This window comes from Streptomyces prunicolor NBRC 13075 (assembly GCF_000367365.1).
Taxonomy (GTDB): Bacteria; Actinomycetota; Actinomycetes; order Streptomycetales; family Streptomycetaceae; genus Streptomyces; species Streptomyces prunicolor.
Genome location: NZ_BARF01000054.1, coordinates 23,028 through 35,901, shown reverse-complemented (window position 1 = coordinate 35,901; position 12,874 = coordinate 23,028). Strand labels below are relative to the sequence as shown.

Genomic DNA, 12,874 nt, shown 5'->3' with positions numbered 1-12,874 from the left:
GGGCTTCAGCGGCGGCGTACGGCCACGAAACGGACCGGGGTCCCGGGCACCGCCTGCGCGGCCGCCGGGAGGTCCGAGGGGCGGACGACGGCGATCACCGGGTACCCGCCGGTGGTCGGATGGTCGGCGAGGAACACCACCGGGCGGCCGTCCGGGGGAACCTGGACGGCGCCAAGGACCATGCCCTCACTGGGGAGTTCACCGGTAAGGGCCCGCTCCAGGGCCGGCCCCTCGGTGCGCAGGCCGATGCGGTTGCTCGCCGAGGACACCCGGTAGGCGCGTGAGGTGAACGTGCGGACGGCCTCCGGGGTGAACCAGTCGTCGCGAGGTCCCAGGGTCACCCGCAGGACGAGTTCGACCGGGGGTCGCGGCTGCGGGGCGACGTCCACGCGCGCGTGGAGGCTCATCGGGGAACCCAGCGGCAGTATGGCGCCGTTCGTGAGCGGCGCCGGACCGAGCCCGGACAGCAGGTCCGTGGAACGGCTGCCGAGCACCGGCTCGACCCCGACCCCACCGGCGAAGGCGACGTAGGACCGCACTCCGGAGACGGCCGTCCCGATGTCCAGGAGCGCCCCGGCGGGGACATGCACGGGTGCTCCCCAGGCGACCGGTCGTCCGTCCACCGTGACCGGGCAGGGGGCGCCGCCGACGGCCACGAGGATCGTTGAACGAGGCCGTACGGCACAGCCGTTGAGGGTCGTCTCCAGGACGGCCGCTTCGGGCGGGTTGCCGACCAGCCGGTTGACGAGCGCGGCCGCGGGTCCGTCGAGCGCCCCGGAACGCGGCACCCCCAGGTGCGCGTGTCCGGGCCGTCCCAGGTCCTGCACGGTGGTCAGGGCCCCGGCCCGTACGACGGCGAAGGCGCTGTCCGTCATACGTCCGCCACCGGGACGAAGCGCACGCGCGTGCCCGGCGACAGCAGCGCGGCGGGCTCGCGTGTGTGGTCCCACAGGACCGCGGTCGTGGTTCCGATCAGCTGCCAGCCGCCGGGCGAGGCGCGCGGGTACACGCCGGTGTACGGGCCCGCCAGGCCCACGGCACCGGCGTGGACGGCCGTGCGCGGGGTGGCCCGGCGGGGGACGTCGTAGCGGGCCGGGAGGCCGGTGAGGTAGCCGAAGCCGGGGGCGAACCCGCAGAAGGCGACGCGGAACTCGGTGGCCGCGTGGATGCGGGCCACCTCCCGCTCGGGGACGTTCCACAGCGCGGCGACGTCGGCGAGGTCGGGGCCGTCGTAGCGCACCGGGAGGTCGATCACCTCCCCCGCGCGCGGGGGAGCGGGCGGTACGTCGGAGGTGGCGAGTTCGGAGGCCAGCCGGGCCGGGTCGTCGAGGCCGTCGAGGAGGACCGTGCGGGCGGCGGGGACGATCTCGCGGACGGTGAGCAGGCCCGCCGCGCGGCGGCGCAGCAGCTCCGCGTGGACGGCCTGGGCCTCCTCCCCGGAGGCGACCTCGACGAGCAGTGCGCTGTCGCCGACGGGTAGCGCCCTCATGCGAAGGCCTCCACCCGGACACCCGACTCCAGGAGCCGCTCGCGGACCCTGCGGGCCAGGTCGACCGCGCCGGGCGTGTCCCCGTGCAGGCACAAGGAGCGGGCCCGTACCTCGATGCGCGCCCCGGAGAGCGCGTCGACCGACCCGGAGCGGGCCAGGCTCAGCGAGCGCTCCACGACGGCCTCGGGGTCGGTGACCACCGCGCCGTCCCGGCCGCGCGGCACGAGCGTGCCCTCGTCGGTGTACGCGCGGTCCGCGAACGCCTCCGTGACGGCCGGCAGCCCGGCTTTCGCGGCCAGTTCGAGCACGACCGAGCCCGGCAGCCCGAGCACGGGCAGCGAGGCATCGGCCAGGAGCACGCCCTCGATCACCGCGGCGGCCTGCTCCCGGTCGTGCACGATCCGGTTGTAGAGCGCGCCGTGCGGCTTGACGTACGACACGCGCGTGCCCGCCGCGCGGGCGAACACCTCCAAGGCGCCGATCTGGTAGGCCACTTCGGCCGCCAGCTCGGCGGACGGCACGTCCATCGCGCGCCGCCCGAACCCCGCCAGATCCCGGTAGGACACCTGTGCGCCGACCCGGACACCGCGCTCGGCCGCGAGCTCGCACACCCGCCGCATGGTGACCGGGTCCCCGGCGTGGAAACCGCAGGCCACGTTGGCGCTGGTGACGACGGACATCAGCTGTTCGTCGTCGGTGAGATGCCAGCGGCCGAAGCCCTCGCCGAGGTCGGCGTTCAGATCGATCATCATCTCTCCTGGTCAGGCGACGCGGTACTGCTCGTCGCGGGCGTCGGTGACGAACATCTGGCCCGGCGCGTGGGTGATCGCGAACGGCGGGCGGGACGCCATCACCGCGGCCTGCGGGGTCACTCCGCAGGCCCAGAACACCGGGATGTCGTCCGGCGCGGCGTCCACCGGATCACCGAAGTCCGGCCGGCCGAGGTCCTCGATGCCGAGCCCCGAAGGATCGCCGCAGTGTACGGGGCTGCCGTGCACCGCCGGGAGCAGCGCCGTCTCCCGGATCGCCGTCGCCAGATGCTCCGGAGGCACCGGGCGCATCGACACCACCATCGGGCCGTGCAGCCGCCCCGCAGGGCGACACGTGCGGCCGGTCACGTACATCGGGACATTGCGGCCCTGCTCGATGTGCCGGATCGGGACACCCGCCTTGCTCAGCGACCACTCGAAAGTGAAGCTGCAGCCGATCAGGAACGACACCAGGTCGTCGCGCCAGTACGCCCGCACGTCCGTCGGCTCGTCCACCAACTCGCCGCCCCGCCACACCCGGTAGCGCGGCAGATCGGTGCGCAGGTCCGCGCCGTCGGCGAGAACCGTCTCCCAGGAGCCCGCGTCCGTGACGTCGAGCACCGGACAGGGCTTCGGGTTGCGCTGGCAGAACAGCAGCATGTCGTAGGCCCAGTCGGCGGGCACCGAGATCAGGTTGACCTGGGTGTGGCCCGCCGCGACCCCGGCCGTGGGACCCGACAGTCCGGCCCGGAAGCGGGCCCGGGCGGAACGCGGGCTCCACGCGTGCGCGTGCTCGTCGACGAGCGTCAGGGGGCGGTCCTCCGTGCGGTTCACGCCAGTTCCTTTCCGCGGGTCTCGGGCAGTCCGAAGAGCGCCAGTGCCGCGATGCCGTAACCGATGGCCCCGAAGACGAGCGCTCCGCCCACACCCCAACTGTCGGCCAGGAAGCCCACCAGGGTCGGGAAGACGGCGCCCACCGCGCGGCCGGTGTTGTACGTGAAGCCCTGTCCCGTGCCGCGCACCGCCGTCGGATACAGCTCGCTCAGGTACGAGCCGAAGCCGCTGAAGATCGCCGACATACAGAACCCGAGCGGGAAACCGAGCACCAGGAGAAGGGTGTTCGCGCCGCTGGGAATGTGCGTGTACGCCAGGATGCAGATCGCCGAGAGCAGCGCGAAGAGCCAGATGTTGCGCTTACGGCCCAGCACGTCGGTGAGATAGCCGCCGGTCAGATAGCCCAAAAAGGCGCCGGAGATCAGGAAGGTCAGATAGCCGCCGGTGCCGACGACCGACAGGCCGCGCTCCGTCTTCAGGTACGTCGGCACCCAGGTGGCGAGGGTGTAGTAGCCGCCCTGGACGCCGGTGGAGAGCAGGCCCGCGAAGACCGTCGTGCGCAGCAGGCCCGGTGCGTCGGCCGTGCCCGGCTTGAAGATCGCCGCGAAAGAGCCCTTCTGGGGGTTCTGCTCACGGGTGGCCGTGGCCTCGGGAGCGTCGTGCACCCGGCGCCGCACCCAGATCACCAGCAGCGCGGGCAGCGCGCCGGTCCAGAACATCACCCGCCAGGCCAGATCGTCGCCGAGGAACGAGAAGACCAGTGTGTAGACCACCGCCGCCAGCGCCCAGCCCACCGCCCAGGAACTCTGGACCGCGCCGAGCGTACGGCCGCGGTGCTTGGGGCTCGCGTACTCGGCGACCAGGATCGCGCCGACCGCCCACTCGCCGCCGAAACCGAGGCCCTGGAGGGCACGGAACACCAGCAGGGTCTCGTAGCTGGGCGCGAAGCCGCAGGCCACGGTGAAGACGGCGTACGTGACCACCGTGATCATCAGGGCCTTGACGCGGCCGACCCGGTCGGCGAAGACGCCCGCGATGGCGCCCCCGACCGCGGAGACGACCAGCGTGACCGTGGTGAACAGGCCGGTCTGGCCACTGTCCAGGCCGAAGTACGCGGCCAGCGCGACCATGCTCAGCGGCAGCGTGAAGTAGTCGTAGGAGTCCAGGCCGTAGCCGCCGAACGCGCCGGCGAAGGCGCGGCGGCCGTTCGGACCTAGCGCGCGCAGCCAGGCCAACGCGCCGTCGTCGGTGGTGAGTTCGTCCGCGCCGGGCTGTGCGCCGGTGTTCAGGGCCTGAGGTGGAGGGGTCGTGCTCATGGGCACCTCGCAGAAGGAGGACGGAGGGTGCTGGGAGTGAGCAGGGCTGTGCGGAAGCCGTCGGCACCGGGGTGAGCGGTGGCGCCTTGCCGAGAAAGGTAGAGGATCGTTGAACGATCCCTCAATACCCATGTTGTTTCGTTCTTGTATCTGCGGTTGAATTCCGGGCATGGCAGAGCAGATGGCGGGACTGGCCGACGACCGCGCCCTCCTGGGCCGTACGAGCACCGCGGAACGCGTCTCGGACATCCTCAGGAGCCGTATCGCGGACGGCTATTTCCCGCCGGGCACCCGGCTCTCGGAGGACAGCATCGGCGGAGCGCTCGGTGTGTCGCGCAACACACTCCGCGAGGCGTTCCGGCTGCTCACCCATGAGCGCCTGCTCGTCCACGAGCTGAACCGGGGCGTCTTCGTCCGGGTCCTGTCCGTCGAGGACGTCGAGGACATCTACCGCACCCGGCGCCTCGTCGAGTGCGCCGTCGTACGCGGGCTGGGCGAGCCGCCGTACGCCCTCGAACAGCTCGCCGCGGCCGTCACCGAGGGGCAGTTGGCGTCCGTCGAAGATGACTGGAAAGGAGTGGGTACGGCCAATATCCACTTCCACCGGGAACTCGTCGCCCTCGCCGGCAGCGCCCGCACCGACGAGCTGATGCGCAGCGTCTTCGCCGAACTCCGGCTCGCCTTCCACCTCGTGGACGACCCGAAGGCGCTCCACGAGCCGTACCTCCAGCGCAACCGCCTGATCCTCCAGGCCCTCCAGGCGAACAACCCCGCCGAGGCCGAGAAACTGCTCGCGGTCTACCTCGACGACTCGCTGGAACGGGTCGTCGACGCGTACCGGAACCGGGTCGGCGAGGACGGCACGGCAACCGACTGAGGACGGCGCGGTGCTCGGCGGACCGTGCACACGCGGCTGGGGCGGTAGTCGCTTCTGCGTCGTTTGGGTCGTTGTCAGACCGAGGACCTAGTCTGTGCAACGTGACTTCGCCTGCATCGACGGACAGCGTTCCGCCCCAGTTCAGCGCGGGGCCGCGCCCCGCCCCGGGCCCGGCCGCCGACGAGGGACTGGCGCGGCGACTGCGCGCGCTCGCCTGCACCGCGCCGCTGCACGACCTCGACGCACGCAAGGCGAATCTCGCCGGCGAGTACTCGGTCTACGGCATGGCGGAAGTCGCCCTCGCCGCCATCGACCTGGTCACCCTCAACATGGACTTCGACACCGGCGCGGACCACGACCAGATAGTGGCCAGGCTCATCCCGCGCATCGCCGCCCAGGCCCCGCAGCGCCCCGTCGTCGAGCACGAGCGCGTGGCCCGCTGGGTCCTGGAGAACCTGATCAACGTCGGCAGCGTCGACCGCGGCTTCCGCACGGTCTACGGCACGTTCGCCCAGGACGGCACGTATGTGCGCCGCGACTACGACTTCAAGCTGATCGAGGAAGTCCCCGGCTACGGCGGCAGTGTCTACCTCCGGACGACCGATGAGGCTGTCAACGTCCTGGTCGGCGCGCTCGACACCGATGTCACCAGTGCGCAGATCGCCGCCGAGGTGAAGCTGGAGGTGCTGATCAGCCGGGGGCGGCTTGCCGACGCGCAGCTTGCGGCGGAGCAGGCTCGGTATCGGACCGTGCAGTACTCGGAGACGCTCCGGCGGGCGTTGGATGCCACGCGGCGTAACGTCCGCGCGGTGGACTGGCTCAACTCCGTGCCGGACATGATTGCCGAGGCCCTCGATCACGTTGCCGATCGGTACCGGCACGAGAACGCGATCCTGACCAATATCCGCAAGGCCCGTGACGAGTCCGAGGACGCTGAACAGAAGCGGCGGGCGGCCGAGTTGGTCGACATCGTCAAGGACTGCATCCGGCGGCACACGCAGCTTCAGTCGCGTCTTCTGGAGGCCGGGCCGCTGTTCCGTGCGGAGCAGGATCGGCAGGCCTTCGCCACGCCGATGACGACCTCGGGGATCGATCTCTACGGGCATCTTGTTTCGCCTGTTCTGCCGTTGCCGTTGGAGCAGGCGATCCGGGTCACTGACGCGTTCTTCGCTCGGGGGACAGGGTTGCGTACGCCGGTGTCGGTTCGGGTGGGGGATCTTGTCGACATACTTCTGACGCCGCCTGCCGAGCGGGAGCATCTCGGTGCGGAGATGCCTGAGCCGGATCTCATTGCCACGCCGGATGACAGTCGGTTCAGTGAGGAGCAACTGGCTGCGGCTATGGAGTTGCTTGATCTGCCTGCGGATGCGCCTCGGAGGTTGTCGGGGTTGCTTGCGGATGCGCGGCGGCGGGATCCCGAACTTCCTTATCTGGTGGCTTTGTTGGCTGTGCATGCGGCTAGTCCGCCTGTTGGTACTGCTTATCGGCAGGGGGAGCCGAAGCTTTTGTTCGCCGTGGATGACGGGGTCGAGCTGGATGATCCCGAGTTCGGTGGGGCCGATCTGATTGTGGGGATGGCCTTGTTGGACGCGGCGGGGATGGCTGCGGGGCGGAGTGAGGCGGCGTGATGGGTCGGTCGTTGTTTGGGTGCGCGTCTGATGTGGCTGGTCGCGCCCACGCGGCGGAGCCGCAAATGTCACAGCCCCGCGCCCCTTTCGGGGCGCTTGACCTCGCCCCCGTTTTCAAGTTCAAGGAGTTGGCTTCGTGACTGAGCAGGGCGAATGGAGTGAGCCGGAAGCTGCCGCCCCGGCGGTGAGTGCTGCGGTCACGCCTGCCGATGCTGCCGACGCCGCTCGGCTCGTCGCGTTCGGGTTGCAGCCGAAACTGCAGCCCGCGCGGGATCAGGAGTACGCGGAGTTGCTCCGCCGATACCGCGAGGATTCGCCGTTTGCTCGGCTTGCCGATGCTGTGGCTGCTGGGCTTGGGCTGGTTGTGCTGGAGGTGTCTCCGCGCGCGGGGATGGCCGTAACTGCCGCCGAGGACTCGGTGTTCGCCGTGCGGATGGGGGACTACGCGCGGCGTACGGCCGCCGACTCCGGGGATCGGTTCCTGCACGGGCTCGCGCATCTTGCCGTTGCCGCGATGGCGTTTCCGCGGCCCGAGGATCTTGCCGACGACGGGTACATCGGGCGCGTCACGGTCAACGGGGTCGACGCCTTCGTACGGCAGGCCTGTCGGCGGTTGGAGGAGCGGGCCGACGAGCAGGGCATGAACACCGACCCGGCCACCGACGCGCCCGGTCTGGAGGCGGCCTGGCGGATCTGGGTCAGACGCAGTGCGACCGGAGCCACCAAGGACGCCCGGAGACTGGCCGGTTCGACCACCGGGATTGTCGGTAAGGCCGCCGCCTTTCTCACCGACTCCGGGTTCCTGCAGCGCACCGGCGACGACAACGGCGGTACCTATCGCACGACCGCCCGTTATCAGCTCCAGGTACGTGACATGGCCGGAAGTGCCGCCATGGCCGAGCTGTTGGAGCTGGGCGTCGTCCCGGTCACCGACGGCACCGCGAGCCTGATGCCCGCCGAGGACACCGAGGATCTGGAGCTGGTGGCCGACGCCGGGCTGCCGTTCCACTCCTGAGGTTCCTCAGCTCCTGAGGTTCCTCAACTCCCCCCACCTGCCGAAGACTTACGACGAGAGTCCGCCATGTACGAGCTGTCCCGGGTCCGCCTCTACTCCATCGGGCCCGCCGGTGCGCGCTACGCCGACACCGTGCTTGACCTGCGAGGCGTGGGCAAGCCCGTGCCCGATCCCGCGCCCACCCAGGCGGAGTTCTTCGAGGACGAGCCCGTCGGGCCGCCGCGCCGCCCCGCGCCCGCCGGTGTGCTCTTCCTGGAGAACGGCGGCGGCAAGTCCGTCCTGCTCAAGCTGATCTTCTCCGTGATGCTGCCGGGACATCGCAACACCCTTGGCGGCGCGAGCTCCGGTGTGCTGCGCAAGTTCCTCCTCGCGGACGACTGCGGGCATGTCGCCCTGGAGTGGCAGCACACGCTGACCGGCGAGTGCGTGGTGGTCGGCAAGGTCAGCGAGTGGCGGGGGCGTCAAGTCTCCAACGACCCGCGGAAGTTCGCCGAGGCCTGGTACTCGTTCCGGCCCGGACCCGGGCTGAGCCTGGACAACCTCCCCGTCGCCGAGGCCACTTCCGTACGGCCGCCCGTCGAGGGCGCGTCCGGCGCGCAGGGCCGCCGGCGCACCATGAAGGGCTTCCGGGACGCCATCACCGATGCGGGCAAGGCGTATCCGCACCTCGAAGTGCACTGGGAGGAGATCCACGACCGCTGGATCGAGCACCTCGGTGACCTCGGTCTCGACCCCGAACTCTTCCGCTATCAGCGGGAGATGAACGCCGACGAGGGCGAGGCCGCAGGCCTCTTCGCGGTCAAGAAGGACTCCGACTTCACCGACCTGCTGCTCCGCGCGGTCACCGACACCAGGGACACGGACGGCCTCGCCGACCTGGTCGGCGGCTTCGGCAACAAGCTGGGGCGGCGGGCCGAATTGATCGCCGAGCGGGATTTCACGGCCGGTTCCGTGGACCTGCTCGGCCGGATCGTCGAGGCCGCCGAGGCACGGGCACGCGCGCGTGACATCCACGCGGGCGCCGAGCGCCGTACGCGTACTTTGGCGCGCCGGCTGTCCGCGCGGGGCGCGCAGGAGCGGGTGCGGGCCGCCGATCTCGCCCAGCGGGTCACCGCCGCCGCGTACGCCGTCACGCACGCCGAGGGGGCGCGGGAGCGCAGCGCCCTGATCGCCGCCGAACTGGCTTACCGGCACGCCTCGTTGGCGCTCGCCACGATGGAGAAGTCCGCCGCCGCGCAGAAGCGCGAACTGGCCGACGCCCGCACCCTGCACGCCGCCTGGCAGGCCGCCGAAGCGGTCCTACGGCACCGTGCCGCCGCCGACCGCTCCGCGCGCGTGGCCGTCGCGATCCGCGAGGCCGAGCGGGACGCCGCCCCGGCGCTCGCCGCCCGCGCCAAGGCCGCCGTCGATCTCGTACGGGCCCTGCACTCGGCCGCCGAGAGCGCGGAGAACCTCGCCAACGAGGGCGAGGAGCGCTCCGCCGCGCTGCAGGAGGCCGGCGAGACCTCGCACCGGGACGCGACCTCCGCCGCCACCGAGGCGCAGCGCGCCCGCAGTGAGGTCGGGCATCTGCGTCAGCGCCTGTCCGAGGTCGAGCAGGAGACCGCCGAGGCGGTGCGCGCCGGTTGGCTCGACGACAGCGCCCCCGACGCCGACCCGGCCCGCGCGGCCCTCGCCGCGAGCGACGCCGAGAAGACCGCCGTTGCCTCCTGGGACACCGCGCGCGAGGCATCCCGCAGGGCCTCCGAGCATGCCCGCGAGGCGGCTTCCGTCGAGTCCCGCGCTGAGCTGACGGCGGCCCGCGCGTCCGACGCGGCGACTGCCGCCGAGCGGACCTATGACGCGGAGCGGCGCCTTGCCGAGGGGCTGGCGGGGGAGGAGCGGCTGGCGGAGCTGCTCAGCTTGCCTGGTGCTGGTGGTGCCGCAGGCGGTGGTGTGCCGGTGCCGCGTGGTCCGGGCGGTGAGCGCACGGGCGGCGAAGCGGCGACGAGGCAGGGGGATGTCGGGGGCGTAGGCAACGCGGGCCAGGGCGTCGCGGGAGCGCGCTCGGGTGCCGCCGGTAACGGTGATGGTGCCGAGTCGGACGCACGGACCGGTGCCCCAGCGAACGTCGCTTCAGCCAACGGCCTTGCCACGAGCGGCCGTTCCGCCACCAACGCCACCCCCGTTGCTCACCCCGGTACCGCCAAACCCTCCCGCCCTCTCGCCGAAGGCCCCCTCACCCCCGAGGAACTCGACCGCTTCGCCGACGAGTTGCGCGAGCTGCTCGACGACGGGGTCACCTCTTCCGAGCGGAACCTCTTCGACCTGCGCACCGCCGCCGCCGACGACTCCCGGATCCTCGGGGCGCTCGGCGACGGCGGGCTGCTGCCGCCGGGTCCGGATGTCCTGGCCACCGTCGAGTACCTCGGCGAGCACGGCATCCCGGCCCTGCCCGGCTGGCGTTACCTCGCCCAGGCCGTCGACCCCACCGACCACGCGCGCGTGCTCGCCGCCCGGCCCGAGCTGGTCGACGGCGTGATCATCACCGACCCGGCCACGCACGCGCGTGCCCGTGAGGCCCTCAACGACGCGGCCCTGCTGCCCCGTTCCGCAGTGGCCGTCGGTACGGCAGCCGCCCTCCTCGCCCCGACCCCGGCGCCCGACGCACAGACCAGTGACGTCTTCCTCGTACCGCCGAACCCGGCCATGCACGACGAGCACGCCGCCGACGAGGAGCGGCAGGCGTTGCGCGCGCGGGCGGGGCAGCGGGACGAGGAGATCCGTACGCTCGCCGTGCGGCTCGGCAAGGACCGGGAGCTGGCGGCACGGCTCGCGTCCTGGCGCACCGGCTGCCCGAGCGGGCGGCTGGTCGAGCTGGCGCAGGCCGCGCGGGACACGCGCGCGTTCGCCGAGGAGGCCGAGGCCGAGCTCAGTGAGGCGCGGACCGTACGGGCCGAGGCCGACGAGGCCGCCGCCGAGGCGGCCCAGTTGCGTGACGAGCGGCAGGAGGCCGCGCAGAAGGCCCGGCGCGCCGCCGACGCCCTCGCCGGACTCGCCTTCCGGCTGCGGGAACGCGCCGGCTGGCAGGTCAAACTGCGTGAACTCGCCGACGAGGCAGCCGAGTCGGAGGCCCGCGCCCAGTCCTGCCTGGAGCGCGCGCGAGCTGCTGACGAGGACCGCCGCGCCGCCCAGCGTGCCGCCGACGACGCCCGCCGCACGGCCCGTGCGCTGCGCGCCGAGCGCTCCGAGATCGCGGGCGCCCCCGACGACGTACCGGAAGACGACCCGGACGCCCCCAAGCCCTCGCTGCCCGCCCTCCGTGAGGCCTACCGGGCCGCCTCGCAGCTCTACGAGAAGGTCGGCGTCGGCGCCGATCTGCGGGCCGAGCAGGCGCGGGCGGAGAGCGACGAGAGCGCGGCGATCGCGGAGTTGGACCGGCTCAGCAACAAGGTCCGCACACGCGCGGCGCAGTTGCTGGAGTCACCGGACGGCTCCGACGGACCGTCCCGGCAGGCCGCCGCGGCGCGGGCCGAGGAACTGGTGCAGCTGCTGGAGACCCGGGTGTCGACCGCGAGCGAGCAGCTCGGGCGGCTGCGCGGCGAGGCCGAGCGGCACGCGCCGGAGGACGGCGAGGCACACACCGAGCTGACCGAGGAACTCCTCCCGCGCGACTCCGAGCACGCCCAGGCCCTGCTGCGCACGGCGACGGCCGAACTCGGCTCGCGCACCGACGCGTTGGGCCAGGCCCGCGCGGCGCACGCCGAGCTCCTCGACGCCCACCGCGCCGCCGAGGACGGGGCCGGCGGTTTCGACGAGACCGCCGCGATGCTCCGGGACCTGATGCGCGAGCACTCCTCGGACGAGGAGCAGGAGGAGCCCGAGCCGTACCCCGGCAGCGTGGAGGAGGCCCGGCACTCCGCCGCCGAGGCCCGCCGCTCGCTGCGCGGCTGCGCCACCGACCTGTCCGCCGCCGAGTCCGCCGTACGCGAGGCGAGCGATGTGCTCGTGCGGCACGCCAACTCCACGCGCTACGAGCAGGTACGGACCCCCGCGCGGCAGCAGATCCGTGAACTGCCCGCGTCCGCGCTTCCCGAGCACGCGCAGAAGTGGGCCGACGCCTTCGCGCCCCGACTCCGGGTCCTCACCGATGAGTTGGCGCAGTTGGAGCGCAACCGCGACTCGATCGTGGACCGGCTCCGCGGGCTCGTGGAGTCGGCGCTGGCGACCCTGCGGTCCGCGCAGCGGCTGTCCCGGCTGCCCGAGGGGCTCGGCGAGTGGTCCGGGCAGGAGTTCCTGCGGATCCGCTTCGAGGAGCCCGACCAGGCCACGCTCACCGAGCGGCTCGGTATGGTCGTCGACGAGGCGACCCGGGCCGCCGTGAAGAAGAACTCCGACATGCGGCGCGACGGAATGTCCCTGCTGCTGAGGGGAGTTGGCGCCGGTCTGGAGCCCAAGGGTGTCGCTGTCGAGATCCTCAAGCCGGACGCCGTACTGCGCGCCGAGCGGGTGCCCGTCGGGCAGATGGGCGATGTGTTCTCCGGCGGGCAGCTGCTCACGGCGGCCATCGCCCTGTACTGCACGATGGCCGCGCTGCGCTCGAACGACCGGGGCCGCGACAAGCACCGGCACGCCGGCACGCTCTTCCTCGACAACCCCATCGGGCGGGCCAACGCGACCTACCTGCTGGAGCTGCAGCGTGCCGTGTCCGACGCGCTCGGTGTCCAACTCCTGTACACCACCGGCCTGTTCGACACGACGGCGCTGGCCGAGTTCCCGCTGGTCATCCGGCTGCGCAACGACGCCGACCTGAGGGCGGGCCTCAAGTACATCAGCGTGGAGGAGCACCTCCGGCCGGGCCTGCCACAACAGGCCCCTGCCGGAGAAGGCGAGTCGGTGCACAGCGAGATCACGGCGACCCGGATGTTCAAGCGCCCCGCGCCGACCGCTCCGTAGGAGAACTGCCCCTACTGGACGAGCCGTCCGT

Annotated in this window: 9 protein-coding genes; 4 read left to right on the top strand and 5 right to left on the bottom strand. The window is 72.1% G+C overall.

Translation table 11 applies throughout. The features are described 5' to 3' along the window. Window positions 1–5 precede the first annotated feature (5 nt). From SPR02S_RS24515 to SPR02S_RS24495, 5 genes are read right to left on the bottom strand one after another with little or no spacing between them, the layout of a single operon-like run. Complete coding sequence (locus SPR02S_RS24515; RefSeq protein WP_019059651.1) at window positions 6–875, bottom strand: 5-oxoprolinase subunit C family protein; 870 nt, start codon at window positions 873–875, stop codon at window positions 6–8. Next, window positions 872–1,489 (bottom strand): 5-oxoprolinase subunit B family protein, encoded by a 618-nt coding sequence (locus SPR02S_RS24510; RefSeq protein ID WP_019059650.1) that lies wholly within the window; start codon window positions 1,487–1,489, stop codon window positions 872–874. Before SPR02S_RS24510 ends, SPR02S_RS24515 begins: the two co-directional genes overlap by 4 nt. Beyond that, entirely contained in the window at window positions 1,486–2,238 is a 753-nt protein-coding gene (locus tag SPR02S_RS24505; RefSeq protein ID WP_026150831.1) for a LamB/YcsF family protein, read from the bottom strand. Before SPR02S_RS24505 ends, SPR02S_RS24510 begins: the two co-directional genes overlap by 4 nt. A gap of 12 nt (window positions 2,239–2,250) precedes the next feature. After that, on the bottom strand, window positions 2,251–3,072 hold the full coding sequence (locus tag SPR02S_RS24500; RefSeq protein ID WP_019059648.1) for a putative hydro-lyase: 822 nt from the start codon (window positions 3,070–3,072) through the stop codon (window positions 2,251–2,253). Continuing rightward, complete coding sequence (locus tag SPR02S_RS24495) at window positions 3,069–4,388, bottom strand: MFS transporter (protein ID WP_019059647.1); 1,320 nt, start codon at window positions 4,386–4,388, stop codon at window positions 3,069–3,071. Before SPR02S_RS24495 ends, SPR02S_RS24500 begins: the two co-directional genes overlap by 4 nt. A gap of 169 nt (window positions 4,389–4,557) precedes the next feature. Between SPR02S_RS24495 and SPR02S_RS24490 the strand changes: the two genes are divergently transcribed. From SPR02S_RS24490 to SPR02S_RS24475, 4 genes are all read left to right on the top strand, one after another. Then, window positions 4,558–5,265 (top strand): GntR family transcriptional regulator, encoded by a 708-nt coding sequence (locus SPR02S_RS24490; protein WP_019059646.1) that lies wholly within the window; start codon window positions 4,558–4,560, stop codon window positions 5,263–5,265. 101 nt (window positions 5,266–5,366) lie between these two features. Continuing rightward, window positions 5,367–6,893 (top strand): hypothetical protein, encoded by a 1,527-nt coding sequence (locus tag SPR02S_RS24485; RefSeq protein WP_019059645.1) that lies wholly within the window; start codon window positions 5,367–5,369, stop codon window positions 6,891–6,893. Window positions 6,894–7,029: 136 nt separating this feature from the next. Continuing rightward, window positions 7,030–7,908 carry a hypothetical protein gene (locus SPR02S_RS24480; protein ID WP_026150830.1) on the top strand — a complete coding sequence of 293 codons (879 nt, stop codon included), beginning with the start codon at window positions 7,030–7,032 and terminating at the stop codon, window positions 7,906–7,908. A 66-nt stretch (window positions 7,909–7,974) separates the two neighbouring features. Next, complete coding sequence (locus SPR02S_RS24475; protein ID WP_019059643.1) at window positions 7,975–12,843, top strand: hypothetical protein; 4,869 nt, start codon at window positions 7,975–7,977, stop codon at window positions 12,841–12,843. Window positions 12,844–12,874 lie beyond the last annotated feature (31 nt).